This is a genomic window from Agrobacterium tumefaciens (assembly GCF_005221325.1).
GTDB lineage: Bacteria > Pseudomonadota > Alphaproteobacteria > Rhizobiales > Rhizobiaceae > Agrobacterium.
Window position 1 is genome coordinate 210,131 of sequence record NZ_CP039888.1, and the last position, 23,742, is coordinate 233,872.

33 protein-coding genes are annotated in these 23,742 nt (G+C 57.3%); 21 read left to right on the top strand and 12 right to left on the bottom strand.

All coding sequences use genetic code 11. The annotated features are described in order from the left end of the window. The first annotated feature begins 10 nt into the window (after window positions 1–10). From CFBP5499_RS01175 to CFBP5499_RS01200, 6 genes are all read left to right on the top strand, one after another. Window positions 11–547: a phage GP46 family protein gene (locus CFBP5499_RS01175; RefSeq protein WP_080826375.1), complete on the top strand. Its 537-nt coding sequence runs from the start codon at window positions 11–13 to the stop codon at window positions 545–547. Further along, window positions 519–1,604 (top strand): baseplate J/gp47 family protein, encoded by a 1,086-nt coding sequence (locus CFBP5499_RS01180; RefSeq protein WP_080826373.1) that lies wholly within the window; start codon window positions 519–521, stop codon window positions 1,602–1,604. The genes CFBP5499_RS01175 and CFBP5499_RS01180 overlap by 29 nt, the downstream gene beginning before the upstream one ends. Further along, the gene (locus CFBP5499_RS01185) at window positions 1,594–2,298 is read left to right on the top strand and encodes a putative phage tail protein (protein WP_080826371.1); all 705 of its coding nucleotides are present in this window, start codon (window positions 1,594–1,596) and stop codon (window positions 2,296–2,298) included. The genes CFBP5499_RS01180 and CFBP5499_RS01185 overlap by 11 nt, the downstream gene beginning before the upstream one ends. A gap of 15 nt (window positions 2,299–2,313) precedes the next feature. After that, the gene (locus tag CFBP5499_RS01190; RefSeq protein WP_080826369.1) at window positions 2,314–3,210 is read left to right on the top strand and encodes a hypothetical protein; all 897 of its coding nucleotides are present in this window, start codon (window positions 2,314–2,316) and stop codon (window positions 3,208–3,210) included. 12 nt (window positions 3,211–3,222) lie between these two features. Then, the gene (locus tag CFBP5499_RS01195) at window positions 3,223–3,786 is read left to right on the top strand and encodes a hypothetical protein (protein ID WP_080826367.1); all 564 of its coding nucleotides are present in this window, start codon (window positions 3,223–3,225) and stop codon (window positions 3,784–3,786) included. 62 nt (window positions 3,787–3,848) lie between these two features. Further along, window positions 3,849–5,738, top strand: coding sequence for an acyltransferase family protein (locus CFBP5499_RS01200; RefSeq protein WP_080826363.1), 1,890 nt, complete (start codon window positions 3,849–3,851; stop codon window positions 5,736–5,738). 13 nt (window positions 5,739–5,751) lie between these two features. Here the strand turns inward: CFBP5499_RS01200 and CFBP5499_RS01205 are convergent, their stop codons facing one another. After that, the gene (locus CFBP5499_RS01205) at window positions 5,752–5,931 is read right to left on the bottom strand and encodes a hypothetical protein (protein ID WP_080826360.1); all 180 of its coding nucleotides are present in this window, start codon (window positions 5,929–5,931) and stop codon (window positions 5,752–5,754) included. 55 nt (window positions 5,932–5,986) lie between these two features. Between CFBP5499_RS01205 and CFBP5499_RS01210 the strand changes: the two genes are divergently transcribed. The 10 genes from CFBP5499_RS01210 to CFBP5499_RS01255 are packed head-to-tail and all read left to right on the top strand — an operon-like array spanning window position 5,987 to window position 11,515. Next, on the top strand, window positions 5,987–6,979 hold the full coding sequence (locus CFBP5499_RS01210; protein WP_080826358.1) for a hypothetical protein: 993 nt from the start codon (window positions 5,987–5,989) through the stop codon (window positions 6,977–6,979). A 41-nt stretch (window positions 6,980–7,020) separates the two neighbouring features. Continuing rightward, on the top strand, window positions 7,021–7,698 hold the full coding sequence (locus tag CFBP5499_RS01215; RefSeq protein WP_080826355.1) for a TIGR02594 family protein: 678 nt from the start codon (window positions 7,021–7,023) through the stop codon (window positions 7,696–7,698). A gap of 1 nt (window position 7,699) precedes the next feature. After that, window positions 7,700–8,014, top strand: coding sequence for a DUF6527 family protein (locus CFBP5499_RS01220; RefSeq protein WP_080826353.1), 315 nt, complete (start codon window positions 7,700–7,702; stop codon window positions 8,012–8,014). A 23-nt stretch (window positions 8,015–8,037) separates the two neighbouring features. Continuing rightward, window positions 8,038–8,364: a cell wall anchor protein gene (locus tag CFBP5499_RS01225; protein ID WP_080826351.1), complete on the top strand. Its 327-nt coding sequence runs from the start codon at window positions 8,038–8,040 to the stop codon at window positions 8,362–8,364. A 4-nt stretch (window positions 8,365–8,368) separates the two neighbouring features. Continuing rightward, a complete protein-coding gene (locus CFBP5499_RS01230) occupies window positions 8,369–8,857 on the top strand; it encodes a hypothetical protein (RefSeq protein ID WP_080826350.1) in 489 nt (162 codons plus the stop codon). A 37-nt stretch (window positions 8,858–8,894) separates the two neighbouring features. Further along, entirely contained in the window at window positions 8,895–9,158 is a 264-nt protein-coding gene (locus CFBP5499_RS01235; RefSeq protein ID WP_080826348.1) for a hypothetical protein, read from the top strand. Further along, the gene (locus CFBP5499_RS01240; RefSeq protein WP_080826345.1) at window positions 9,155–9,343 is read left to right on the top strand and encodes a hypothetical protein; all 189 of its coding nucleotides are present in this window, start codon (window positions 9,155–9,157) and stop codon (window positions 9,341–9,343) included. The genes CFBP5499_RS01235 and CFBP5499_RS01240 overlap by 4 nt, the downstream gene beginning before the upstream one ends. Further along, window positions 9,340–9,819: a hypothetical protein gene (locus CFBP5499_RS01245; RefSeq protein WP_080826342.1), complete on the top strand. Its 480-nt coding sequence runs from the start codon at window positions 9,340–9,342 to the stop codon at window positions 9,817–9,819. Before CFBP5499_RS01240 ends, CFBP5499_RS01245 begins: the two co-directional genes overlap by 4 nt. A 32-nt stretch (window positions 9,820–9,851) precedes the next feature. Further along, entirely contained in the window at window positions 9,852–10,130 is a 279-nt protein-coding gene (locus CFBP5499_RS01250) for a hypothetical protein (protein WP_130932478.1), read from the top strand. Further along, window positions 10,127–11,515, top strand: coding sequence for a hypothetical protein (locus CFBP5499_RS01255; protein ID WP_080826337.1), 1,389 nt, complete (start codon window positions 10,127–10,129; stop codon window positions 11,513–11,515). The genes CFBP5499_RS01250 and CFBP5499_RS01255 overlap by 4 nt, the downstream gene beginning before the upstream one ends. 20 nt (window positions 11,516–11,535) lie before the next feature. Here CFBP5499_RS01255 and CFBP5499_RS01260 read toward each other — a convergent pair whose 3' ends face one another. The 4 genes from CFBP5499_RS01260 to CFBP5499_RS01275 form a co-directional block, all read right to left on the bottom strand. Beyond that, window positions 11,536–11,844, bottom strand: coding sequence for a hypothetical protein (locus tag CFBP5499_RS01260; protein WP_130932477.1), 309 nt, complete (start codon window positions 11,842–11,844; stop codon window positions 11,536–11,538). After that, window positions 11,841–12,149: a hypothetical protein gene (locus CFBP5499_RS01265; protein WP_080826336.1), complete on the bottom strand. Its 309-nt coding sequence runs from the start codon at window positions 12,147–12,149 to the stop codon at window positions 11,841–11,843. Before CFBP5499_RS01265 ends, CFBP5499_RS01260 begins: the two co-directional genes overlap by 4 nt. Before the next feature lies 1 nt (window position 12,150). Further along, the gene (locus CFBP5499_RS01270; protein WP_080826333.1) at window positions 12,151–12,345 is read right to left on the bottom strand and encodes a hypothetical protein; all 195 of its coding nucleotides are present in this window, start codon (window positions 12,343–12,345) and stop codon (window positions 12,151–12,153) included. A 73-nt stretch (window positions 12,346–12,418) separates the two neighbouring features. Continuing rightward, window positions 12,419–12,658: a hypothetical protein gene (locus CFBP5499_RS01275; protein WP_010970919.1), complete on the bottom strand. Its 240-nt coding sequence runs from the start codon at window positions 12,656–12,658 to the stop codon at window positions 12,419–12,421. Window positions 12,659–13,256: 598 nt separating this feature from the next. Here CFBP5499_RS01275 and CFBP5499_RS01280 point away from each other — a divergent pair. Both CFBP5499_RS01280 and CFBP5499_RS01285 read left to right on the top strand, forming a co-directional pair. After that, window positions 13,257–13,934 carry a hypothetical protein gene (locus CFBP5499_RS01280; RefSeq protein ID WP_080826330.1) on the top strand — a complete coding sequence of 226 codons (678 nt, stop codon included), beginning with the start codon at window positions 13,257–13,259 and terminating at the stop codon, window positions 13,932–13,934. 12 nt (window positions 13,935–13,946) lie between these two features. After that, window positions 13,947–14,366, top strand: a complete 420-nt coding sequence (locus tag CFBP5499_RS01285) for a hypothetical protein (RefSeq protein ID WP_080826326.1) — start codon at window positions 13,947–13,949, stop codon at window positions 14,364–14,366. Between the two features lie 115 nt (window positions 14,367–14,481). Here CFBP5499_RS01285 and mnhG read toward each other — a convergent pair whose 3' ends face one another. From mnhG to CFBP5499_RS01320, 7 genes are all read right to left on the bottom strand, one after another. Beyond that, the gene (gene mnhG / locus CFBP5499_RS01290) at window positions 14,482–14,826 is read right to left on the bottom strand and encodes a monovalent cation/H(+) antiporter subunit G (RefSeq protein WP_080826323.1); all 345 of its coding nucleotides are present in this window, start codon (window positions 14,824–14,826) and stop codon (window positions 14,482–14,484) included. After that, the gene (locus CFBP5499_RS01295; protein WP_003514989.1) at window positions 14,823–15,104 is read right to left on the bottom strand and encodes a K+/H+ antiporter subunit F; all 282 of its coding nucleotides are present in this window, start codon (window positions 15,102–15,104) and stop codon (window positions 14,823–14,825) included. Before CFBP5499_RS01295 ends, mnhG begins: the two co-directional genes overlap by 4 nt. After that, entirely contained in the window at window positions 15,101–15,589 is a 489-nt protein-coding gene (locus CFBP5499_RS01300; protein ID WP_173986248.1) for a Na+/H+ antiporter subunit E, read from the bottom strand. The genes CFBP5499_RS01295 and CFBP5499_RS01300 overlap by 4 nt, the downstream gene beginning before the upstream one ends. Next, entirely contained in the window at window positions 15,586–17,232 is a 1,647-nt protein-coding gene (locus tag CFBP5499_RS01305) for a monovalent cation/H+ antiporter subunit D (RefSeq protein WP_175416574.1), read from the bottom strand. Before CFBP5499_RS01305 ends, CFBP5499_RS01300 begins: the two co-directional genes overlap by 4 nt. Continuing rightward, entirely contained in the window at window positions 17,229–17,564 is a 336-nt protein-coding gene (locus tag CFBP5499_RS01310) for a Na+/H+ antiporter subunit C (RefSeq protein WP_080826320.1), read from the bottom strand. The genes CFBP5499_RS01305 and CFBP5499_RS01310 overlap by 4 nt, the downstream gene beginning before the upstream one ends. After that, the gene (locus CFBP5499_RS01315; protein WP_080826317.1) at window positions 17,564–20,482 is read right to left on the bottom strand and encodes a monovalent cation/H+ antiporter subunit A; all 2,919 of its coding nucleotides are present in this window, start codon (window positions 20,480–20,482) and stop codon (window positions 17,564–17,566) included. The genes CFBP5499_RS01310 and CFBP5499_RS01315 overlap by 1 nt, the downstream gene beginning before the upstream one ends. Window positions 20,483–20,587: 105 nt before the next feature. Next, window positions 20,588–20,965 (bottom strand): hypothetical protein, encoded by a 378-nt coding sequence (locus CFBP5499_RS01320; RefSeq protein ID WP_080826314.1) that lies wholly within the window; start codon window positions 20,963–20,965, stop codon window positions 20,588–20,590. 516 nt (window positions 20,966–21,481) lie between these two features. Here CFBP5499_RS01320 and CFBP5499_RS01325 point away from each other — a divergent pair. From CFBP5499_RS01325 to cheY1, 3 genes are read left to right on the top strand one after another with little or no spacing between them, the layout of a single operon-like run. Beyond that, the gene (locus tag CFBP5499_RS01325; RefSeq protein WP_233284162.1) at window positions 21,482–23,077 is read left to right on the top strand and encodes a globin-coupled sensor protein; all 1,596 of its coding nucleotides are present in this window, start codon (window positions 21,482–21,484) and stop codon (window positions 23,075–23,077) included. Continuing rightward, a complete protein-coding gene (locus tag CFBP5499_RS01330; protein ID WP_080826311.1) occupies window positions 23,077–23,376 on the top strand; it encodes an STAS domain-containing protein in 300 nt (99 codons plus the stop codon). Before CFBP5499_RS01325 ends, CFBP5499_RS01330 begins: the two co-directional genes overlap by 1 nt. Continuing rightward, entirely contained in the window at window positions 23,373–23,738 is a 366-nt protein-coding gene (gene cheY1 / locus CFBP5499_RS01335; protein WP_004439870.1) for a chemotaxis response regulator CheY1, read from the top strand. Before CFBP5499_RS01330 ends, cheY1 begins: the two co-directional genes overlap by 4 nt. The last annotated feature ends 4 nt before the right edge of the window (window positions 23,739–23,742 follow it).

The following is a 23,742-nucleotide window of genomic DNA, read 5'->3' on the forward strand; positions in this document are numbered from 1 at the left end:
AAAAACTCAAATGCTTCGCATCATACCTCTCGATGAGGCGGACGAAATCTATCGTTCGCCCGATCTCGGCTGGGATGGCCTCCTGGGCGACCTGCTGCTGAACAGTCTCACCCATCCAACGGCGCCCGGAGATTTTCGGGCGGAGCAGGGTCTAGCGACGCAAGTGCTGATCCTGCTGATGAGCGACCGTCGCGTAGAGGACAGCGAGTTGCGAGACGGTGAGCAAAACCGGGGCTGGCTCGGAGACAGCTTTGACCGTCTCGATGGTGAGGACGTCCTGGGGTCTCGCCTTTGGCTGCTGAGGCGGCGCTCAATCTATGACGGCATCGAAGTTGATGCCGAGGACTATGCCCGCGAAGCCCTGCAACCGCTCATTACGCAGGGCTCAGTAGCCCGTGTCGACGCAACTGCCACCGCCAAGCGTGCGGAAAATCGTCTCGATCTCGAAATCGCGATGTACGGGCGCGACGGCGAGACCATGTTCAATCAGAAATTCGGACTGTTATGGAGACAGATAGATGGCGTGGAATATCCGCTCGCTGGATGATGCCTCGGCTGCTGTGCGTGGCGCGTTCCGGCGATATATGCCCGGCACGGATACCGCCCTCAAAAACAGTTTCGTGACGATCGTCGTCAAGGTTCTGGCGGCGATCTCCTATGAGTTCGAATTGCGTATGGGCTGGTTTTCGAAACAGATCCTTCTGTCGACATCGACGAGCCTTGCGTGGATCAAGTTGCACGCCGCCGAAGTCGGCATTTACCAGCGTCCGGCTGCCGCTGCGCGCGGGGAAATCATCGGTATCGGCCAAGCCACGACGACGTATCCTTCCGGTATCCGCTTCGTCTCCGGAAATGTGACCTATGTTTCCACTTTACCGGCCACCTCCGGGGCGGACGGTTCCCTGGTCGTTCCTGTCGCCGCAGAGGTGAAAGGCTCTGTCGGTAACCGTGCAAGCGCCGGTCTGCTGTCGCTTGCTGACCCCGGACTTTTTCCGACGCTTGGCACCAGCTGGCTGGTCGACAATGACGGACTAGGTGGAGGAGCCGACGCCGAGGATGCGGATAGCCTGAAAGAGAGGGGCTTGCAGCGGAAGCGCAATCCTCCTGGCGGCGGCACGTTGGCGGATTATGAGCGCATCGTGATGGGTGTCTCCGGTGTCCTGAAGGCGTGGGCTTTTCGTGTCCCTGGCTCGCCCGGTGGAATTGTCGTCCATTTCCTGTTTAGCGGCAGGGAAGACAATATTCCGCTGCCCTCCGATGTCGAGGCGGTGCAGGCTGTCATCGATCAACAGAGGCTTATCCGTGTTGATGACAGTGTCGCCACGGCGCCCGTATCGCGCCCGGTCGACGTGACCGTCACGGGGCTTTCCGGAGATACGGCTGAAATACGTGCGGCGATCAAGAATGGCATCACCGCGATGTATCTATCGAGGTGCCGGCCGGGCCTGATCGGCGACAGCTTTACCGTATCGCGCAGTTGGTATTCGGAAGTGATTTCCGGGGTAACCGGTGAGGACCGTCACATCCTTGCGGAGCCTTCTGGCGATATCGTTCTGACCGGCGGGCAGTTTCCTGTAAACGGGGAGTTCGACTTTGGCTCGTGATTCCGGCTTCAATACTCGCACAACAGAGCCGAGCGACGGCGCGCCATCTGGTGGCGTCCCCAGCGCATGGGACAATCTTTCTGCACCCACGAACGATGATCTTATTGGTGGCGCGGTGTCGTTCTGGCCACCCGGGGCTGCATTCGGAACGCCGGACGGGCAGGCGCTATCCCTGACCAGCAGACTCGCACTGTTTACACGGGTCCTCATTTCGCCTTGGGAATGGCTCTACGCCAGGGCCTTCAAGCTCACGAGCGAAAGCACGGTCTACGGCGTGGATGAAATGCTTTCGGACTGGGAGCTAGAGTACGGCCTTCCGGACGCTTGCGGCGTCGATGACGAGAGTATCGCCGGTAGGATAAGGGCTCTGGAGGCGAAGTTGATGGCTGCCGCCATCATCACGCCGTCAGACTTTATCCGGCTGGCCGCGGCGTTCGGTTTCACCATCATCATCGAAGAACCGGCCGTTTTCGAGTGCGGATTTTCGGAGTGCGGCGGCGAACACACGGTCGGCGATTCAAGGCAGGAAGTTTACTGGCTTGTGACTGTTACCGACCTCGCTGTCGACTATTTCCGGTGTGGTGAAAGCGAATGCGGGTTCGACCCGCTCTTTTCTTACGGGGAGGCAGAGCGACTGCTTTGCCTTCTGCGTCAACATTCGCCCGCTTGGGCAATTCCTGTTTTGGCAACCTGAACGGAACCCATCACCATGAAATATTACGCTCCATACGGATCTACTGATCCGGATGCATCATACGTCGACAAGGATATACCCGGTGCTGTTCGCGGCTCCGCGGTTCCTGCCAAGGCTATCGAAAAACCGCAGCGTGAAATTGTGGACTTCCTGGTTAAGTCCGGTCTCGCGCCTGCTGAGGGACTTCAGTTGTCCCAGGCCGTTCAGGCTGGCAAAGTGAACTTTGCTGCCACTGCAGGGACTGGCAACGCGATTGTCGCAACCCTTGCCCCTGCTCCGGACAGTCTGTTCCTTGGACTGATCGTCAGGATCAAGATTGCGACCATCAATACCGGCCCCGCCACCATCAATCTCAATGGATTTGGAGTGAAGCCGATAAAGACGGCGTCCGGTGACGATATAGTGGCTGGCGACCTTAAGGTGAATTCTATCATCGAATTTGCCTACGACGGCGCCAACTGGCGGATGCTCGCGACAAGCCCTCAAAGCATCGCAACCCGTGCGCTTGCGAGCGGTACTTACAGCCTTGCTGCCGGTGCGATCCCAAATTCGATTGTTAACCTCACGACTCTCGCAACAGTGCTGTTGGAGGATTTCGACAACTCAGGCTCGTTGTCTGGCGGGATATTTACAGTGCCGTACGATGGTGTGGCTCACATGTCGATCTCTCTCTATCAACCCGCTGCTTTAGTTTCCGCTGCGGGATTGGGTGTTTTGAAGAACAGCGTGTTGGTCGACAGCGTGCTGGATAACTCTAACGCTGCGTTGGATCGTACAATTCGCATAATCTACAATCGCCTGTTCAGTGTTTCCAGGGGCGATCAGCTTCAATTTGGGGTCGCCTGTCGCAATGCAGCCGGAACGGGGAATTCTCCTCCAATAACCGGCACGGCTACAATTATGATAATCTAGGAGATGGAAAACATGACCATTGAGCGCATTCCTCTTTCCATTTCGGATGTCGAGGCTGTAGGTCGACTGGTGTCGTACGGGATGGCAGATGCCTACTATGATGGGACATATCTCGTCGTAGCCAACGCCGATTTGGTGGAGAAAATAAATGCTCTGATTTCTCAGGAGGAGTGGAGAAGTCAGGATCTGGTGACGATCAAGGCCGGATATAAGGCTGCAATTGACGAGGCGGCCGAATTGACGAGGCTGCAGTACATTACGCCCGGTGTAGGGCAGGCTCTCACGTACATGCAAAAGGCGGATGAGGCTCGGCGGTATCTTTCAGCGTCCAACCCCGTCGACAGCGACTACCCGCTGTTGGCGGCTGAAGTGGGCATCACCGCTGAAAATATTGTCCGCGTTGCTGCGGTGGTAGCTGCGGCCTACAGCCAATGGCTAAAGATTGGTGCGGCAATCGAGGCTGTGCGCCTAGATGGGAAGGCTGCAATTGACGCAGCAGGATCAGAAAATGACGCAAAAGCTGCCTTCGATGCAGTGGCTTGGCCAGAGGCCAAAGTCGCCGGTCAAGCGGAGTAGCCACTATCTGTCTGCCGTTTTGACGCTATTGATAAAGGCAGCGGAGCGTGCCACGAGAGCGCATGACTTCAACAACACAATACAGACCAGACATTGACGGGCTTCGGGCTTTTGCGATCGTTTCCGTTATGGTGTTCCACGCATTTCCCACCGTGCTGCCTGGCGGGTTTGTTGGCGTCGATGTTTTTTTCGTCATATCTGGATACCTGATCACCAAAATCATCTGTAGGGGAACTGACAACGGTAGTTTTTCTCTTTTACAGTTCTACCTACGGCGAGTGCGCAGAATATTCCCAGCACTAATCGTGGTTCTCGCTGCCATGTCGATTATGGCGTTGTACGTTATGGGGCCGTCCGAACTTCATTCGTTTGCAGCCACCGTTGCCGGATCTGCAGCATTTGTCTCAAATCTCGTGCTCTGGTCGCAGTCCGGGTATTTTGATACGGCAGCGACCACAAAACCACTTTTGCATTTATGGTCGTTGGGAGTTGAGGAGCAGTTTTATATCGTCTGGCCGTTGGTGATTATGATCGCGCCGCAACGCGCTCGAGTGTATGTTTTTCTTCTGCTGTTCGTCGGGAGCTTTGTCGCCTGCCAAGTGATGACGCACCATGATCCGGTGGCTGCGTTTTACTCTCCGTTCAGTCGAGCGTGGGAACTTGCTGCTGGCGGACTTGTCTACTGTGTGTCGGGGCGCCTCCGGCCCTTCACTAAAAGATACCCGGTAGCTAGAGAGGTCGCATTCACGATTGGTTGCCTGTTATTTGTTTTAGCCCTCGTCATAACATCTGAGGCAAATCCCTTTCCGGGATGGCAGGCTCTTATTCCGGTAGTTGGTGCCGCAATAATCGTAGCCTTCGGCGGACAATCGCGCATAGCTGGACTGATTCTTGGCAATTCTGTTGGTGTAAAGATAGGGCGAATTTCTTACCCTCTCTATCTCTGGCATTGGCCACTACTCGTAATCGGCCGCCAGTTGGGTTACCACTCTGCCACAGCGACTGGTGTTATTGTTGTCCTAACGATTTTGCTTTCTATTGGCACCTACAGGCTGATCGAGTTACCCATCCAGCGTCAACCTGTTGGGTCGCTTCAATTTTTCTCGCTGGTCGTCCCTCTCGGATCGATTGGTTTGTACGGATTTGTGGCAACTTCAATCGACCCCCGTGCTTTGATTTACCCGACAGATATTCGTGCGGCGGCACAGTATTCCACATACGAGGCTGGAGCTGGGGCAAGAGTGGGGTCCTGTTGGGTTGAACACAACACGTTGGTGTTTTCCCCGGAGTGTTATTTCCACGAGGCTGGCGGCAAACCCCGAGTGGCAATCTGGGGTGACTCTCATGCTGCCCGGCTGTACCCCGGTATTTTGAGAGTTTTGGGCGATAAGGTTGAGGTGGCACAGTTTACGAAAGATGGATGCAGCCCGGCTGACGGAGGAAAAACAGGCTGTGGTTCGACAAACCGTTTGGTCATGGATTATCTTTTGAAGAACGCCGTGGACACAATCGTTATCTTCGCAAACTGGTCCGATCATGTGCATTCGAATTCTTTTCGATCAGATCTCGAACTAATCCTGTCGAGGCTCCGGTCGAATGGAAAACGCGTGGTAATGATTGGTCCATACCCAAATTTCCCGACATCTCTTCCTGACATGGTCGTGAAACAATGGCTCGCAGGGGAAATATCCGGAGTGCCTGATAGAATTCCAGGCGCGCCAATGCCTAATACTAAAATGGCTGAAACAGCAGTCTCGAATGTGTCCTCGTCGCAAAAAACGATGTTCGTCTCATTGATATCCTATCTATGCGACGAGAACGGCTGCCTTTCCAATTTACCATCGGGAGGAACTCAGCTCATTGTGTGGGACTACGGTCACTTGACATTGGCTGGAGCGACAATGGTTGCAGAGCACATCTACCCATTAATGGGCCTCGAAAAACGCCAGTAACCTACGTCATAGCCTAATATTGGCGGTCCAAGTATTCCTCTTCCGTCTCCTGATCCTGACGGTAGGCCCATTTGCCCTCATCCCAGCGCCGGTAAACCTGACCAAATCCGCTCGAATAGCTTCCGTCGATCAGCTTGACGCGTAGGAGCGGATTATACGCGTGCCACAGCCCGTTCTTTTTCTCATCAGTCATCGCCAATCCTCAACCAGTCGTTTTCTTGGTTGAGATTACTCTTAAGAGGTTTCCTATGTCCATTCCCCTGGGAGACTGTCTGACGCCTGAGGACTTCAACGCAATTGGCGATTGTATCGCCTGGGGCCAAGGGACTGACAACACTGCGGCGTTTCAGGCAGCGATAGATACTGGTCGGCGCATCAGCTTGCACCATTCGACCAAAACGTACCGCATCGGCGGTGTCCTGAGAATTCCGGATTACCAGCAGATATTGGGTGGCGGGTTCAGCTCTGGCGCTCCTATGGGTGTTGAGCCCGGATGTGCCAGACTGGTATTCGATGGGGGTGGTGACGCCTGTTTCGTAAACAAAAACCCCACAGACAAGCTGAGGTGCGTAGGTATCTCAGGCCTCAACATCCTTTGCTCCGATGACTACGAGGCGGTCATGGATTTTCGAACCGCCGAAAATCTCCACCTCCGGGATTTGATGATCGAGGTCGTCGGGGACAACACGACCGGGATAGTCACGAAGAAAGCAGAGCCGGCGGAAGACAGCTGGATGAATGAGGCAAAGACCGTCATTATCAGGCTTCCCGACACGTCTAACAAATGGGCGTTTGACGTGGACTGGTCGGACAGCCTGGTGGACGGGTGTCATTTCACCGGCGGAAAATGCGCCATAGATCGCGGCTGGGGCGTTCGATGGACAGGCAACCAATTCGAGCGGTCCAAAATGCACGGGCTGCATATTTACAAAACGACCGCTCGCAAGAACTCGCTCGTCATTGGTAATTCCTTCGATGCGAATACCTATTGCGGAATATGCATCGATGCGACCAACGATCCCATCGCGAGTGACCACAGATTTGGCATTTCTATAACTGGTAACAACTTTCGCACCGAAAACCCCAATGGCGGCGCGCCGGGCGCTGCCTCCATCTATCTGTCTAACAATGGTTCGGCACAGTACCACCCCGGTAAGATTTCAGGAAACTCCGAACTGAACAGCGACGCCGTTCATCTCTATCTGATCAACGGTAACTGGGTCACCCCGACCACTTTCTAGCCGTAACTCGGCAGGCATTATCCCCAAATAGGAGAACATCTATGGCGACTGTACGCGAGGTACAGCAGCGCTTGATTTCGCTCGGCTATGATGTCGGGCCATCCGGCGCTGATGGCATTCCCGGCCGCAGCACAACAAAGGCTGTCACCCATTTTCAGGAGGATAAGAAACTCTCTATCCTCTATCCTGGCACGATTGGCCCGAAGACGCTCGTTGCGCTCGGTCTGAACGACAATAAGCCCATGGTTCCGCCGTGGGTGACGGAAGCGCGCCGCTTCCTCGGCCTGCACGAGGTGAAGAACGCCAAGGCGCTGGATAAAGCCCTCCGTCTCGACGCAAGTGAAATCGCGTGGTGCGGTGCATTCGTCGGCGTGGTTATCGCCACAGCGCTGCCGAAAGAACCGATGCCGGCGAACCCGCTCGGCTCTCGAAACTGGCTGAAATTCGGCAAACCGCTGAATGACCCTCAGATCGGAGCCATCGCCGTCTTCTGGCGTGGCTCAAAGGACGGCTGGCAAGGTCACGTCGGCATTGTTGTCGGCCACGACAAGACCCACCTGCATATCCTCGGCGGCAATCAGTCCGATTCCGTCAGTGTCGCACGCATCGCGAAAACCCGGCTTCTCGGCTACCGTTGGGCCGTGACCTATCAGGATGCGCCCTACGTCGCCCTGCCAATGACCACGATTTCGGCCAGCGTCACGACAAACGAGGCATGACATGGCGGCTATCTCAAAGAAGCTTCGAAGCCTTGAAGGTGGACGCCTTATGTTCTGGTGCCCCGGATGTGACGGTGCGCATCAAGTCGGCGTGGGTGAAGGGGTGGGGCCGCGTTGGGGATATAACGGCAACCCAGTCGCACCCACGTTCACGCCGTCCGTTCTGGTGACCTACAACGGGCCGGACGCCGACATCGATGGCGCGCCTCCAGCGGTTTGCCACTCCTTCGTCACCGATGGCCGAATTCAATTCCTTTCTGATTGCACCCATGCGCTTGCGGGGCAAACGGTAGACATTCCAGACTTTGACAACTGAACCTCTCTATAAAGGAAACGATTATGAAACGCTTCGCGATTATCGCACTGGCGGCGCTTTCGCTTGCCTCGTGCTCCGCCACCACCGGATCGATCGATACGGCGATCCAGAAGAATTTGCCGCAGATTTGCACGGCGGCTGCGACGGCGCACAGCGCCTTCGTCATAGTCGCCAGTGCCGGCGCCATCAAACAGTCGACCGTGGCCAAGGAAGCTGCGGCGTGGGCAGCACTCGATGTGGTCTGCAAGGATCCTTCGTCATTCACTGCGGCAACCGCACTTGTGAAGGCGGCTGAGGCATACACGGTCATCACGCTCGCACTGCGCGATGCGAAGCGGGCGGAGGGTTAAGCCGATGCGGGTTGTTCATGTTCTTGCCTTCGCCGTCGCCATTTTCTCAATCGGCGCGTTCATCCTTTGGCCGGCCTTTGCCCAGGAGGCGGAACCGGTAATAGCGCCATCCTCTATCTGGTACGATCTCTGGACCGTCGTGCAGCCCGTTGTTGTACTCCTTGTGTCGACTGTCGGCCCGGTACTGGTGACTTGGATCGGTGCCAGACTTATCGCCCTGTTGAAAATCTCTGACGAAAAACAGCGCGTCGAGATTGAGGCGCGGTTGCGAGCAGCGTTGCATGAATCGGCGCTGAACGCTCTGAAGTACGCCATCACGAAAACCGGGCTGCCCTTGAAAACGGATGCCGTCTCCGGGGCAGTGCTGGGAATTGCGGCGGATTACGTCATGCAAAAAAATCCGGATGCGGTTGCAAAACTCGGCGTCGGGCCAAGCGCCTTGCAGGAAATCATACTGTCGAAAGTTCCGGATCTGGCGAAGGCGGTCAACTGACCGCCTCTGTCCACTATTGTTCACGAGGAGCAAGGGAATGGAACTGTCGAACGAGATCGGGGGCTGGTTTCTGCAGCACGGACCCTTTGGCGGTTTCTCCCTGCTCATGGTGATTTTCTACATCTATGAGCGGATCGGCCGGGCCAAGGATCGCGAGGCGCATGATGCCCGCATCAAGGAACTCCAGGACGATCATATCGAGACGCTAAAGACACTCGCACCGCTCGTCCAGAAATTCACCGACACCATGGATACGGTACTGCCGGTCATGGTGTCGAACGGAAACAGGAGGGGCGAATGAGGCTGCTTTCCTGGTGGCGCTTGCCGAAGGTCCAGACCTTACCAGATCCGGAAATAGAAAAAGAGAAACGCGACCGTAAAGCCGATCTGGCGCAGGCGGTTGTTACATTCGAGCGCCGGCGCGATCGCGTCCAGCGCATCGCGGAGGAAACAGTGGTCAGCATGCAGAAAGGCAGCCGGCGATGAAACGACTTAAAACGAGTGTGGCAGCATGGTCTGCCCTGATTGCCGTGATGCTATTCTGGATCGCCAACGCATTTGTAGCAGGCGACTACATGACCGAAGTTTCTTCAGGCCTCGTTCTCGGGGTTGCGTTCGCTGTTCTGGTTCGCTGGTTCCGCGATGCTGCGCAAGCAATGCGGTATGGCCGCGCCGGCGCCGACTTCCTGATTGTTGCCGTGTTTTCGATCGTCGGCATCATCTTCTTCCAGCGGGTGTGGGTGATGTTGCTTCGATACCACGAGCGCCCGGATTGGATGGTCAACTCTCCGATCAGCGCTTTTGTAGCATGGATGATGGCGTGGTCCTGTACCCTGGCGCTTGTCGCGCCAGACATTGACAACGGCCACATTCCACCGCGGAGCCGTATTCTGATTGGCTTCGCGCTTTTTGTGGCCGGTATGGTCTCCGGCGGCAGCATCATGCTGGCGCTGAAACCCTGATCTTTTTCAATCGAAAGCTTGCAGAGGGCAAAATGACTAACACGTTTCGCGTGGCCGGCGCCACGAATTACCAGCTCGTTGCCGACGGCGCGAACTATGGGCGCGTAGGCATACAGGTAGTCACGGTCTATCCTGTTTCCATTTTCATCGGCACGGCTGCACCTGCCAACGACACAGAAGACTTTGTTTCGATGACACCTGATGGGACGCGCGAAATCGTCGTCAATCTGGCGGCTGCGGATAAGATATATGTTCGGACCGGCAAAGTGACTGACGTGGCCGTTCGGGGTTTTCGGGAGACGCGGACATGAGCGGGTTTTCCCTTGGCTTAGGGGTTCACCTTGGCAAGGCCGATGATTTATCGTTGACAGCAAACGCCTTTGGACCTGCCAAAGCAAAGCTCGAAGCGGGCGAGAATGTAAACATTCTCGCCAACACCGACAGCACCGGCTATTCCGAATACGGGCCTTACTACAAATTCGCGGTGGCTCTTGGTGACCTTTATAATTGCACGGTCATCATGCATCGCTGGGCAGAATGGGGCGGCGCCTCTCCCAACGGGCCCAAGGAATACGCAGCGCCGGTCGTTCTTCGAATCGGAACGTCTCAAACAATCGATTTCTGGCTTGCCGCTCTGCCTGCTCAAGTCGCCGGCTGCATGTTCGAGGCATCGCGAAAGCCGAATGCTATTGATGCCATCCCGAAACCAGACGTGGCGATCACCCACCATGGCCACAACATGTCCACGTTCGAAACGCCGAATAATGAGCTTGCCTATGGCCGAGGGCTGTTTTGGTCGATTATCGGCCTCATTAGCTGGCAGTGGAAGGGTGTCCCGCAGGTTCTCACCACTCAGAACCCGTGGAGAGATAACACGGGCTACAACAAGGTCTACGACGCGATCACCGGCGTTGCCGCTGCCTTTCCATCTTTGACTCTCGTCGACAGCCACAAGCTTTTCCTGGACGCCGGAAAGTCCGCCACTCTGTATCGGACTGGAGAGGCTACTCCGGTCGTCCACCCGTCTGACAGCCAATCCAATTCCATGGGTGCCCAGCTGGTCGCTGATGCGCTCATGGCGCAATTCAAGAATGCCCGCAAGGCGGCGTTTGAGACCGTGAGCTGGATGGAACTGCCGATCGGCACCAATCTATTTGTGAACGGTGACCTTTCGAACTGGACTGGCACCGTGCCGGTGAATTTCACGAACGTCGCCGGCAACGTGACCGCCAAGGATACGGACCCTGCGAATATATTCCTCGGCTCCGGCGCTGCATGGTCTGCGAAGCTGGCGCCGTCTGCCTCAAACGGGCAGTTCTCCAAAATCCAGAACAGCTTCGACGCAACGGAGCGAGCATCAATGGCCGGGAGGAACATCACGGCAATCATGCTTTTGAAAGCGAACCCTGTACAACGCACGCCCTACAACAGCCTGGTCACCATGTCCGGAGGAGCGGTAAGAACCTTCGCAGGCGGCGGTTTGATGTGGGGCGCGCCACAGGCGGGCGGATGGATGCCTATCGTCCACGCGGGTGTGCCATGTGACGCAGTCAACAACGATGCAAACTCTTCTTATGGTGTTGCTCCAGGCTTCGGCGCGACCGCCCCAGCGACAGTCAATCCCGCTTGGCTCCAGCGGTGCGTCATCATTGAAGGGCTTGTTCCTCGCCTTGGGCTGGTGCGGCCGGCCGTGTAACATTCGAAAAGCCGTCCGGTTTACGCCGGACGGCTTTTTTGCGTTTTGGTTGTCATTCGCTCCGCCAGAACTTTTGTTCTGCGAACGCGCTCGGCATCGCGCTGTTTGGCTGCAGGTGAATCTCGCGGTGAGTGATCCGGGCTTAGATTAGCCTGCCCCAACCCGTGACAATACTGGCACCTCCAGCGCCTGTTGATATAGCTTTGCTCGGCTGGCATTTTTTCCAGATCGACTTTGACGACGCGGTTACATGGGGTGCAATATGCCGTGACCGTGTAGCCTTCGACCCACAAATATCCGTAGGTGCCGGCCTTTGGTTCATAGTTCATGGCCAATCCCTCTTTGCGCGCGCCAGAACGAAGCTGTTTTTCTCACGGTTGCCGCAGCCCAGGCACCGCAAGAGCGGTTCCATGGATATGATGGACCGGAATTTTCCATAACGGCGCTGTAGCGCCCATCTGTCGAGCATGCCGACGTGTTTGCAGCGCCAGCACCGCGCGCCAACGACATACCATTGTGGCAGATCGGCCAAGGTAGCCGAATGGTCCCGCTCAGGCACAAAAATGCCAGTTGGTTTAGCCGGCATGTTGTCGTTATTGCCGCCGGTCAGATCGATGCCGCGACGATGGCGCATGTCATTCCCGTTCGGCGTTCGGCTTCCAGCCGCGTGTATATCCCCGGCCCATTGCTGCGACGGCGATGGATAGTTGATTTTGCAGGTGCTGGATTTCGTCCAGTAGCGTTTCCACGGCGGCAACAGCATTGCCGTCATGACACTGAATGACATAGGCCGCGATATCGTCCGGCGGTTTGATTGCGTTCGGGCGCACGTTTCCAATCTCCTGTTTCAGAGCCACAAAGTTACCCCTGTCATGAAAAGGCGCGCGCCCCCGCGCCGGTAAATTAGTCTGGCATCAAGTCGGCAATCTGCCCGTGCGAGACTAGCAAGCGCGGGTTTGCCATGCTGCCACTTTCTTCATCCACGGTGACAGCGTATGCCGCAACGCCGATGTGACGCGGTGCCATTGCATTCGCCATTTTTTCGGCAGATGCTGCGTTGGTTGCGGGCCGCATATCGCCCGGCACTATCCCGTAGCGCCCCTTTTTGAACTGCACCACGATGATTTTTTCAGCGTCAGACATGTCTCTTGCTCTCTCTTTTGTTCTATAAATGTTCTCATTTGAAGGGAGAGTCAAGACGATGAATTTCTGCCTCGATGTGGAGGATTGACGAGATAGACCGATGAGCGGGATGGAGTCGAACCATCTCATGTTTCCACCCGGAACTTGTGTCTTCGTTTCCACCGGGGATTTGTGCCAGCGCGCTAACCGAGCGCCCGCTTACCTGAATAAATAGCTAGCACGGATGCGAGGAATTTGGAATGACAAGACTGTGGTTGCAGCCTGTTTCGCGCCGGTAAAAAGTGGCTGGACACTCTTTCGAAAAGCATAATGTTTTCGCATAATGTTTGAGTGTCCAGCGGCTTGCCAAGCGCCTGACTTTAAAGGAAATCCACAGCCCGCCTCCGGGCACCATTATCTTTCATTCATATTCGTTGTCTATGAAAATGCAGATTAATTATCTGCTCAACGCTGTGAGTAATCAAACCCATCCATTTAACTATTCGTTCTTCGAACTAACCTCTTGCAAGAAGTGTGGCTAGGACTAAGTTTGCAAAACCGACGCGGCGCTGTTGACACAACAGTCATGTGCTGGAACTAGACATGGCGAGGGTACTTGATGGATGGACTGATTGGAGTTGGATTGTACACGCCCGCAGAAGCTGGAAGGCTTTTGCACGTCTCGCCGTCAAAGATATCTCGTTGGCTAAAGGGTCATTCAATCGCGGGCCGGGATTATCTACCACTATGGGTGCCCGCAGTCGAATTCACAAACGAACGCACAATACTTGGTTTTCGAGACTTGATGGAGATACGGGTAGCAGATGCATTTCTGCGCGCAGGCGTTTCGGCTATTCAGGTGCGCGCTGCAATCGAATATGCGCGCGAGGTGCTTGACGAAAAATATCCGCTTTCTGCCGAGCGCTTTAAGACAGATGGCAGAAGCATTCTTTTGAGGGTTTTCGAAAATGATGCTGAAGGAATAGAGCGTGAGCGCTTGCTCAACCTTTTTCGTCGGCAATACGAATTTAAAGAGGTGATTGAACCTATCCTTAAAACCGTTGATTTCGATGATAGCGGTTCACCTCGGCTGTGGTATCCCGCAGGGCGAAGGATAAACATTCTCGTAGACCCGACGAGAGCTTTTGGGCAACCAATCGATGGCATCACTAGCGTCCCTACAGCTGTCCTATCTACCTCAGCGGCGGCGCTTGGGATTGAGGAGACATCAATTGCCTACGATGTACCCGAAGGCTCAGTACGTCGCGCCGTCGAGTTTGAACATTCCTTGAATTGACGGTGTAAGCGGTTGAAGGTCTTGTTTGACAACTGCACAGCTCCTCTCTTTGCGTCGACGCTCAATGGCTTCGTTAGCCACTATGGACATGCCGCAATTCATATCCGTGATGTCGAAGAGCTTCCGAATGGGCGCAATTCATCCGACCTCGAATGGATTGAGTATTTGCAGTCCTCAAACGAGGTTTGGACATTCATTTCCGGCGACGGACGAATATTGAAAAATCCAGCTGAGAGGGCAGCCTTGCGTTCGGCAGGTTTGCACGGATTCGTGCTAGCGCCCGGCTATCAGAAAACTCCTCTAAATCAGGTCGCTGCTATCCTTCTTTGGCATTGGCCAGAAATTCTTCGGCTTACCGAAATTTTGGCGGCACCTTCCATGCATGAAGTGCCTATTAAACGAATGACGCGGTTGAGAGCCCTACCCCTTTGAGCCGCTAGGTTAGAAATGTGTTGGCTCTCGCTCATTACCAATTCTTCGGGAACGGATGGGCGGAACAGCTTCTCAACTGAAAAGTGTTGGTTCGACCTACCAAACTACCAAAACGTTACAAATGCTCGCGATTATCCGTATTCTGCTCCGCCCGGTCCCGATAAAGCGCCGCGCGCCCCAGCAGCATCAGGGAAACCGGTGTCGTCACTGTCATGAAGATGCCGATGAAGATTTCGTGGAAGGCGAAGCGGTCGCCGGAGACGGAGAAATAGATGATCGAGGCCATCACGATGCCGCCGGTGCCCCAGCTGGTGCCGAGTGTGGGGGCGTGCAGGCGCTCGTAGAAGCTGTTGAGCTTTGCCATACCAATCGTGCCGATCAGCGTCAGGGATGCGCCGAGGAGAACGAAGAACGCCACAAGAATGGCGGCCCAGAGCGGAAATTCTGCGGCATTGGTCATTCGATCACCTCGCCACGCATCATGAATTTGGAAAGGGCGACGGTGGAGACAAAGCCGAGGATCGCGATCAGCAGTGAGGCCTCGAAATAGATGTCGTTGCCGGTGCGCAGACCGAAGGTCAAGAGAAGCAGCATGGCGTTGACATAGAGCGTATCCACGCCCAGTACGCGGTCCTGGGCGCGCGGGCCGATGGCGATGCGATAGACTGATATCGTCATGGCGATGGCCAGCATCAGCTGCGCCAGCGAAAAGGACCAGAAAAGGATAATCGAACTCATTCGAATATCTCCATCAGCAGTTTTTCATAGCGGTTCTTGATAAGGCTTATCCACGCCGCCTCATCCACATCGTCGAGGACATGGAGGAGGAGTGTGCCCTGGCTGGAATTATATTCGAGCCAGGCGCTGCCCGGTGTCGAGGTCAGGATCGTCGCCAGCACGGCAAGCGCCATGGGATCGCGAATATCGAGCGGCACCGCCAGGAAGCCGGATTTACGGTCCCTTTCGCGCTTGAACAGAATAATCTTCACGACAGAGAGATTGGACCTGACAATATCATAAAGCACGATCAGGATCAGCTGCACGAGCCTGTGCCAGTTGCGGATACGCGGCTTGGCGGGCCTCAGCGACGCCATTGCCCAGGAGGCGATGAGCGCGACACAGGTGCCGAGCAGCAGGTGTCCGGCCGAAAAGCTGTTGATCGTCAGCCAGAAGAAGATCAGCGAGATCGTCAGCAGCGGGTAGGGCAGGACACGGTTCATCATGGCTCTGCCTCCGGATTGCTGCCCGCTCGTGGCGCGGAAATGACGCCCTGAATATAGCTTGCGGGCAGATCGAGAATACGCGCCGTTTCCTGCATGTAACGCATGACAGGCCCCGCCTGCACGGTCATGGCGAGCGTCAGGGCTAGCAACAGCATCACCGGTGCGATTTCAATGACGAGAACGCGCGGCACCGTTCCTTCGATGGAGGCCCAGAAGGTGCGGATGCCGGCGCGGGTCATCGAAATCAGCGAGGCGAAACCGGCAAAGACGATCAGGAACACCAGCCACCAGGAAAGCGTGGAAATGCTGTCGTTTGCGCCAAGCCCGGAAGGGTTGAGAATGGCGGTCAGCATCGAGAACTTGGCGATGAAGCCCGAGAGCGGCGGCAGGCCGGCAAGAAGAATGCCGCAGGCGGCAAAACAGGCGCCGAGCACCGCGATTGTGGCGGGCATCGTCACGCCGACTTCCTCTTCCTCGTCTTCCTCCTCGCCCTCGCCATAGGCCTCCATGGTCACGGCAAGAACGTTCGCGCCCGCATCCTGCCCGCGCTCGACGAGTTCGATCAGCATGAAGAAGGCGCTGATGGTAAGGGTGGAACTGACCATGTAATAGAGCGCGCCGGCCGCAACCGTCGGATTACCGGTGCCCATGGCGGCGAGAAGCGTTCCCGATGAGACCAGAACCGAAAAACCGGCGAGGCGCCCGAGCGCCTGGGACGCCAGAACCCCGATGGCACCGAAGATGATGGTGGCGATGCCGCCAACGAGCAGGGCATCATGGCCGAAGCCTGCGGATTCACCGGCTGTCTGCCCGAAAAGCAGGAAGGACAGGCGGGCGATGACATAAATGCCGACCTTGCTCATGATCGCGAACAGCCCGCCAACCGGGGCAGAAGCCGCGCCGTAGGCAGAAGGCAGCCAGAAATTCAGCGGCCACATGCCGGCCTTCACCAGAAATGCAATGCCGAGGATTGCCGAGCCGGTTTCCAGCAGCATGCGCTGGTCGGGGTTAAGGCCCTCGATACGATGCGCAAGATCACCCATGTTCAGCGTGCCGGTGACGCCATAGATGAGGCTGACACCGATCAGGAAGAACAGCGCGGCAACGAGGTTGATGGCGATGTAATGCAGCCCCGCCTTGACGCGCTGCTGTCCGGAACCATGCAGCAGCAGGCCGTAGGAGGCGGCGAGCATGACTTCAAAGAACACGAAGAGATTGAAGAGGTCGCCGGTCAGGAAGGCACCATTGACACCCATCAGCATCATCTGGAACAGCGAATGGAAATGCGCACCGGCCTTGTGCCATTTCGCCATCGAATAGATCAGTGAGGGAATGGCGAGCAGCGCAGTCAAAAGCACCATCAGGCCGGACAGGCGGTCGGCCACGAGCACGATGCCGAAAGGGGCCGGCCAGTTGCCGAGGAGGTAGACGCCGCTCGAAACCACGGCGGCGATCTCGGTATTGACGGTAGAATTCACCTCGCGGAATAGCAGTATCGCGACGACCAGCAGCAGCACGGTGGAGGTGAAGCTGATGGCGGCCTTCGCCACGCGCTGGCGCTCGTCGAAGAACAGCAGCAGGGCGGCGGTGATCAGTGGCAGCAGGATGGGCGCAATGACGATGTGGAAGGGGAACGACATCATTTCGACTCCCTCCCGTCCACATGGTCGGTGCCGGTCAAACCGCGGGCGGCAAGCAGCACGACGAGGAACAACGCGGTGGTGGCGAAGCCGATGACGATTGCTGTCAGTACCAGCGCCTGCGGCACGGGATCGGCAAGCGAAGAGCTGTCCACACCGTTCACCAGCACCGGCGGCGCATTGGTCTTGATGCCGCCGACGCCGAAGATGAACAGGTTGACGGCGTAAGACAAAAGCGAAAGTCCGACGATGACCTGATAGGTGCGTGGGCGCAGCACGAGCCAGACGCCGGAGCCGGTCATGATGCCGATGCCGATTGCAAGAATGAGTTCCATTACACGTCCTCCGCTTTTGCGGCTTCAGGCGTGCGAACGCGGTAGTTACGCAACGATTGGTGTGCCAATGCTATCAGGATAAGAACGGTGGAGCCGACGACCAGCGAGAAGACGCCGAGGTCGAACAGCAGGGCCGATGCCGTCGGCATTTTGCCGATATAGGGTATCTCCGTATACTGGAAATAGGAGGTCAGGAACGGGTAGCCGAAATACCAGGAGCCGATACCCGTCGCCGCCGCCATCAAGAGGCCAAAGCCCATCCAGCGCAGCGGCAGGATGCGGATACGATCCTCCGCCCAGCGCGCTCCACCGGCGAGATATTGCAGCAGGAAGGCGATTGCCATGGTGATGCCGGCCGCAAAACCGCCGCCGGGCATGTCATGGCCGCGCATGAACAGGAAGATCGAGAAGGTGACGATGACCGGGAACATCCACTGCATCACGATGGATGGCACGTAGAGATAGTCGCGCACCGTATCGCCCTTGCTGCGGTCCGGACGTTCCGCATCGAAGGCGTTCTGCATCTGCTGCTGTTCCGGCACGCCGATGCTTTCATGGGCAGGGCGGAAACGGCGCAGCAACGCAAAGACGGTGAGCGCGACGATGGCCAGCACCGCGATTTCACCGAATGTATCGAAGCCGCGGAAATCAACGAGAATGACATTGACGACATTGGTGCCGCCGCCTTCGGTATAGGCACGCTCCAGGAAATAGGTGGCAATCGCATTCGGCACGGGCAGCGTCATCACGGCATAGGCGATGACGGACATGCCGATGCCGCTGGCGGCGGCCAACAGGAAGTCCCGGGCGCGGCGAAGCTGCGCGGGCAACTCGTCGCTGCTATCGACCTTTTCGAAACGTTTCGGTAGCCAGCGAAGACCAAGCAGGATGAGAACCGTGGTGACGATTTCCACCAGAAGCTGGGTGATGGCGAGATCCGGCGCGGAAAGCCAGACGAAGGTGAGGCAGGTGACAAGCCCGGACACGCCGAGCATGACGAGGGCGGCAAGCCGGTGATATTTCGCCTGCCAGGCGGCCCCCATGGCAGCAATCATGCCGATCAGCCACAGGATGGCGAAGATCGGATCGAAGGTCGTTACGCGCGGCAGCGACAGGGAAAATTCCGAAAGGAACAGAGGTGAGAAACCGGCGAGAAGCGCCACGAGGATGAGAAGCCTCAGCTGCGGCTGCAGACGCCGCGTGCCAAGCGTGCTTTCCAGCCACCGCGCCCACTTCCAGGACACGGTGACGAGAATGCGCTCGAAGATGCGCTGGCCCCGCAAATGCCGGAAGACCGGTGGACCGTCATCGCAGCGCGAGAAATAACCGCCAAGCAGGGCGTAGATCGTCACACCGCCGATCAGCGCCGCGATACTCATGATCAGCGGCAGGTTGAAACCGTGCCAGATCGACAGGCTGTAAACGGGTGTCTGCGCGCCGAGCACGGACAGCACGGCCGAATGCAGGAACGGGCCAATCGACAGGCTCGGAACGATGCCGACGATCAGGCAGGCGAAAACCAGAAACTCGATGGGGAAGCGCATCCAGCGCGGCGGCTCATGCGGATTAGGGTTCGGCAGATCGACGGGCTTGGGCCCGAAAAATACCGTATGGATGAAGCGCAGCGAATAGGCGACAGCGAATGCGCCCGACAGCGTCGCAACATAGGGTAGAGCCCGGTCCAAGAGCGAGTCCGCATGGGTTTCGACCGCCTCGGCAAAGAACATTTCCTTGGAGAGGAAGCCGTTGAACAGCGGCACACCGGCCATTGCCGCACTCGCCGCCATGGCGAGCGTCGCGGTTGCCGGCATATAGGTGTAGAGCCCGCTCAACCTCCGCATGTCGCGCGTGCCGGTTTCATGGTCGATGATGCCGGCCGCCATGAAGAGCGAAGCCTTGAAGGTGGCATGGTTGACCATGTGGAAGATGGCGGCCACCGCCGCAAGCGGGCTGCCGAGGCTGAGGAGCGTGGTGATGAGGCCAAGATGGCTGATCGTCGAATAGGCCAGAAGCCCCTTCAGATCCTGCTGGAACATGGCGAAATAGGCGCCGAGCAGCAAGGTGATGATGCCCGCCACGCCCACCAGCCAGAACCATTCCGGTGTACCTGCGAGCACCGGCCAGAACCGCGCAAGCAGGAAAACTCCCGCCTTCACCATGGTTGCGGAATGCAGATAGGCGGAAACGGGGGTAGGTGCCGCCATGGCATTGGGCAGCCAGAAATGAAACGGGAACTGCGCGCTCTTGGTCAGCGCACCGCCGAGAATGAGGATAAGCGCCGGCAGATAGAGAGAATGGGCGCGGATCGCAGCACCGGCCTCGATGATCTTGTCCAGATCGTAGCTTCCCGCCATGTGGCCGAGGATCAGAAGTCCGGCCAAAAGGCTGAAACCGCCGATGCCGGTCACGGTCAGCGCCATGCGGGCGCCGTCACGCGCACCGGCATTCTGGTGCCAGTAGCCGATCAGCAGGAAGGAGAAGATGCTGGTCATTTCCCAGAAGATCGACAGCAGGATGACGTTGCCGGACAGCACAACGCCGAGCATCGAGCCCATGAAGGCGAGAAAGAAGGCAAAAAACCGCGGGATCGGATCCTTGGAGGACATGTAGTAGCGGGCATAAAGCACCACGAGCAGCCCGATGCCGGTAATGAGGATCGCGAAAATCCAGGCAAATCCGTCCAGCCGTAGGGTAAAATTGAGCCCTAGCTGCGGTAGCCATTCCACATCGTATTTCAGCGCGCCGCCACCGCTGACGCTGGAATACAGAAACATGCTGCTGATCAGGCCGAAGAGGGCGACGCCGCCCGCGACGGAGGCCGGGCCGGCGGCCGCACCGTCGCGCGGCATGAAAGCCGTCAGGAGTGCGCCGACGAAGGGCAATGCGACAATAAATGGAAGAAGGGTTGCAAGTGTCATATGCGGCGGCGGTTTTCTCTCTGGAATGGGAGCCTACGGCGGGTTTCCGACGACTCCGATCCCCCAAGGTTCGTTATGAACCCAATGATGATGACCGCCGGACGACTAATACATAATATGCGGAGGCGCGCGTGGAACCACGCTGGCAAAGTCTCGGAAAGCTTGTGGCACGATGGCAACAGCAACGAGCGAGGCCTTGGCACTGTCGGTAATGCTGAGCGCGGGTGAGGGGAACTCCACTTGCCAGAACCCTCGGCCGGCATCGTCGCTCCGGCAATTGTAATCATTGCCGCTATCGCAATCCTTATCGCCAAGAGAAAGCGAACGGCTGAGATCGACGGTCTGGAGCCGCTCAAGGCGGCTGGCCTTGGAGAGCGCCTTGACGCCTGAGGGCGCCTGAAAGCCGATCATGACAAGCAGGCTCGCGACCACGAGACCGATGAGCACTTGTGGATGGCGCCTTGAACTGCGGCCTTTCTCCATCCGTGGCAAGTTGGCATCTCCTTGGTCGAAAAGGTCTCTTTAAAGCATCACCGCTGAGCGAATATCCCGTTGATTTATTTTAGGGGAAGCCGCACGCGCTTGTCCAGCACACAGGCCGGAAAAACCGGCCGGAGCGTCCGATTCCTTTTCGTTTTTGTCCGTTTGCGGCAAAGTAAGGGCGGTAATGGCTAAAAGCTTTTACAAATTTTACCGTTTGACGCCGGTACTTATGTTTCTTAACTTTCAAGCAAGGAATTAACCATAAAGATTGGTAGTATTTCCACGGCGGAATGGGGTTCTTCCCCTTCCAGGCATGACGCCGCACTGCCGTACCGGGCCCGATCCGGTATTTTCGTTTCTTGGTTCAAGAAGGTCAGGCAGGCGTCGATGCCGCATCGTCCGCGATGGGTATGTTCGTTCAAAAATCCCCTTTAGGGTGCTGGCGTTCTGAACCTTGGCCAATTGGCCGGGTTTTACCGGCCGTCATGTTGTTGGGGATGTCGGTTGGGGCAGGACTTGCCATCAGATCAAGCGCGCAGATCGGCAGGCGGAAGCCTGGCGGGACGGTTGCGCTTTGCCGGCCTCGATGAGACGCAATCCGATTTCCTGCGCAATTACCGCAGCATGCTGGAGCCTTACGTCAAGGCCGGACTGCGCGACGTGATGACTCGTTTCCAGTCCATGCCGGACTGTTCGCCGTCTTTCGAAAGCGAAAACCAGCTCGACCGCCTGCATGATCTGCAATCCTCGCACTGGAGCGTGCTGACGGATGCGCGTTTCGATGCGCTTTATGCGGAGCGGGTGAAGGTTCTTTCCGACAATGCTGGTCGCATGGGCCTCGATCCACGCTGGCAGATCGCCAGCCACGCCGTCGTTCTCGAGCATCTGCTCGGCGGGTTGGTGGCCGAACATGCGCCCCGCTCCTTCCTGTCCGGCAACCGCCGGAAAAACCGTGAACTTGCGGAAGCCGTGAAGAACGTTGTCCGGCTGGTGATGGTCGATACCGAGATTGCCGTATCGCTGCGCTTCAACGAACTGCGCCTGCGCCATGGCCGCGAACTCCAGGAACAACGGGACAACGACCGCTCGGAAGCGGCAAATTTGCTGGGCACGGCTCTGACGGCCTTTGCCGCGGGCAATTTGCAGGCCCGCATCGGTGATGATGTGCCCGACGCCTATCGGGATGTCGCAGCCACCTTCAACACGGCGCTCGAAACGATCGGCGCATCGCTGACATCCGCTCAGAACGGTGTCGGCGAGGCCGAGGCGCTGAGCGCCCGCTTTGCCGATATTGGCCGCTCCATGGCGGAGCGTTCACGCCAGCAGGCCGAAGCGCTTGCCGAGACGTCCCGTGCACTCCAGGCGATGATTGCGCATGTGGCTGAAAACGGCGCCCGTATATCGGCGACGGAAAAGGCGGTTTCCAGCGCCCGCGACGCGGCCGTTGAAAGCGGCAGGGCGATCGGCGAGGCGATCGACGCCATGTCGGATATCGAACAATCCGCCGAACAGATCGGCCGGATCATCGGCACCATCGACGAGATCGCTTTCCAGACCAACCTTCTCGCCCTCAATGCCGGCATCGAGGCTGCGCGGGCCGGCGACAGCGGACGCGGTTTCGCCGTCGTTGCGCAGGAAGTCCGGGCATTGGCCCAGCGTTCCGCCGATGCCGCAAGAGAGATCAAGAGCCTCGTCGGCTCCACTAAGACGCAGGTCGAGGGCGGCGTGCGCATGGTGAACCGCACGCAGGAGGCCATCGGCGGGGTCGTCCGGCAGGTATCCGGCATCAACGACATGATCGCCGAGGTCTCGCGGCACACCGCCGACCACGCCGGAGAATTGCAATCGGTCGCCGTCGATATCGACGAACAGCAACGGCAGGCCGGACGGAATGCCGCCGACATGGGCGCTTGTGCCTCCGAGGCCGATGCGCTGCATACCGTCATTCTGGAACTCGGCCGCAGCGTGCGCGCGTTCCGTATTGCCCGCCAGGAACATTTCGCTGCCGCCGCCGGTACGGACCGGCAGCACTCGTCATTTATGGCCCGTGGGGAGAACCGCACGGATAACAGCCAGAATTACCAACAATTCAGACGTCAGGGAGTCATGTAATGGCAGCCAGAAAAGCAGCAGAGGCGACGCTGAAACTGTCACCGGTGCTGGATCTCAACGAAGCATCGGCCCTGCACGGCAAGCTGATGACGCTGAGAGGCGCACCTTTGTCGGTGGATGCGTCCGACGTGGAGCGCATCGGTGCTCTTTGCGCCCAGGTCCTCATGGCCGGCGCGAAATCCTGGGAAGAGGACGGCAAACCGTTCGGTTTCGCCAGAGTGTCCGATGCATTCGACAAGACCATGAAACTGATAGGCGTCGAAATCGATCATTTGCTCCTGAAGGAGATAAAGAAGTGAAGAAAAAAGTTCTTACCGTGGATGATTCCAGAACGATCAGGAACATGCTCCTGGTCACGCTCAACAATGCCGGTTTCGAGACCATTCAGGCCGAAGACGGCGTTGAAGGTCTCGAAGTGCTGGAACAGAGCAACCCCGATGTCATCGTGACTGATATCAACATGCCCCGTCTCGACGGTTTCGGCTTCATCGAAGGTGTGCGGCGCAACGAGAAGTATCGTGCGATCCCGATCCTGGTTCTGACGACCGAAAGCGATGCAGAAAAGAAGAATCGCGCCCGCCAGGCCGGTGCGACCGGCTGGATCGTCAAGCCGTTCGACCCTGCAAAACTCATCGATGCCATTGAGCGCGTAACCGCCTGATACG

Coding starts and splice junctions, on each gene's coding strand:
- CFBP5499_RS01320 (WP_080826314.1), bottom strand. CDS start 20,965: ATGGAGAAAGGCCGCAGTTCAAGGCGCCATCCACAAGTGCTCATCGGT.
- CFBP5499_RS01255 (WP_080826337.1), top strand. CDS start 10,127: ATGAGCGGGTTTTCCCTTGGCTTAGGGGTTCACCTTGGCAAGGCCGAT.
- CFBP5499_RS01200 (WP_080826363.1), top strand. CDS start 3,849: ATGACTTCAACAACACAATACAGACCAGACATTGACGGGCTTCGGGCT.
- CFBP5499_RS01195 (WP_080826367.1), top strand. CDS start 3,223: ATGACCATTGAGCGCATTCCTCTTTCCATTTCGGATGTCGAGGCTGTA.
- CFBP5499_RS01205 (WP_080826360.1), bottom strand. CDS start 5,931: ATGACTGATGAGAAAAAGAACGGGCTGTGGCACGCGTATAATCCGCTC.
- CFBP5499_RS01275 (WP_010970919.1), bottom strand. CDS start 12,658: ATGTCTGACGCTGAAAAAATCATCGTGGTGCAGTTCAAAAAGGGGCGC.
- CFBP5499_RS01230 (WP_080826350.1), top strand. CDS start 8,369: ATGCGGGTTGTTCATGTTCTTGCCTTCGCCGTCGCCATTTTCTCAATC.
- CFBP5499_RS01190 (WP_080826369.1), top strand. CDS start 2,314: ATGAAATATTACGCTCCATACGGATCTACTGATCCGGATGCATCATAC.
- CFBP5499_RS01220 (WP_080826353.1), top strand. CDS start 7,700: ATGGCGGCTATCTCAAAGAAGCTTCGAAGCCTTGAAGGTGGACGCCTT.
- CFBP5499_RS01225 (WP_080826351.1), top strand. CDS start 8,038: ATGAAACGCTTCGCGATTATCGCACTGGCGGCGCTTTCGCTTGCCTCG.
- CFBP5499_RS01310 (WP_080826320.1), bottom strand. CDS start 17,564: ATGGAACTCATTCTTGCAATCGGCATCGGCATCATGACCGGCTCCGGC.
- CFBP5499_RS01315 (WP_080826317.1), bottom strand. CDS start 20,482: ATGACACTTGCAACCCTTCTTCCATTTATTGTCGCATTGCCCTTCGTC.
- CFBP5499_RS01280 (WP_080826330.1), top strand. CDS start 13,257: ATGGATGGACTGATTGGAGTTGGATTGTACACGCCCGCAGAAGCTGGA.
- CFBP5499_RS01235 (WP_080826348.1), top strand. CDS start 8,895: ATGGAACTGTCGAACGAGATCGGGGGCTGGTTTCTGCAGCACGGACCC.
- CFBP5499_RS01260 (WP_130932477.1), bottom strand. CDS start 11,844: ATGAACTATGAACCAAAGGCCGGCACCTACGGATATTTGTGGGTCGAA.
- CFBP5499_RS01215 (WP_080826355.1), top strand. CDS start 7,021: ATGGCGACTGTACGCGAGGTACAGCAGCGCTTGATTTCGCTCGGCTAT.
- CFBP5499_RS01305 (WP_175416574.1), bottom strand. CDS start 17,232: ATGATGTCGTTCCCCTTCCACATCGTCATTGCGCCCATCCTGCTGCCA.
- CFBP5499_RS01295 (WP_003514989.1), bottom strand. CDS start 15,104: ATGAGTTCGATTATCCTTTTCTGGTCCTTTTCGCTGGCGCAGCTGATG.
- mnhG (WP_080826323.1), bottom strand. CDS start 14,826: ATGACCAATGCCGCAGAATTTCCGCTCTGGGCCGCCATTCTTGTGGCG.
- CFBP5499_RS01265 (WP_080826336.1), bottom strand. CDS start 12,149: ATGCGCCATCGTCGCGGCATCGATCTGACCGGCGGCAATAACGACAAC.
- CFBP5499_RS01240 (WP_080826345.1), top strand. CDS start 9,155: ATGAGGCTGCTTTCCTGGTGGCGCTTGCCGAAGGTCCAGACCTTACCA.
- CFBP5499_RS01300 (WP_173986248.1), bottom strand. CDS start 15,589: ATGATGAACCGTGTCCTGCCCTACCCGCTGCTGACGATCTCGCTGATC.
- CFBP5499_RS01245 (WP_080826342.1), top strand. CDS start 9,340: ATGAAACGACTTAAAACGAGTGTGGCAGCATGGTCTGCCCTGATTGCC.
- CFBP5499_RS01210 (WP_080826358.1), top strand. CDS start 5,987: ATGTCCATTCCCCTGGGAGACTGTCTGACGCCTGAGGACTTCAACGCA.
- CFBP5499_RS01330 (WP_080826311.1), top strand. CDS start 23,077: ATGGCAGCCAGAAAAGCAGCAGAGGCGACGCTGAAACTGTCACCGGTG.
- CFBP5499_RS01250 (WP_130932478.1), top strand. CDS start 9,852: ATGACTAACACGTTTCGCGTGGCCGGCGCCACGAATTACCAGCTCGTT.
- CFBP5499_RS01175 (WP_080826375.1), top strand. CDS start 11: ATGCTTCGCATCATACCTCTCGATGAGGCGGACGAAATCTATCGTTCG.
- CFBP5499_RS01180 (WP_080826373.1), top strand. CDS start 519: ATGGCGTGGAATATCCGCTCGCTGGATGATGCCTCGGCTGCTGTGCGT.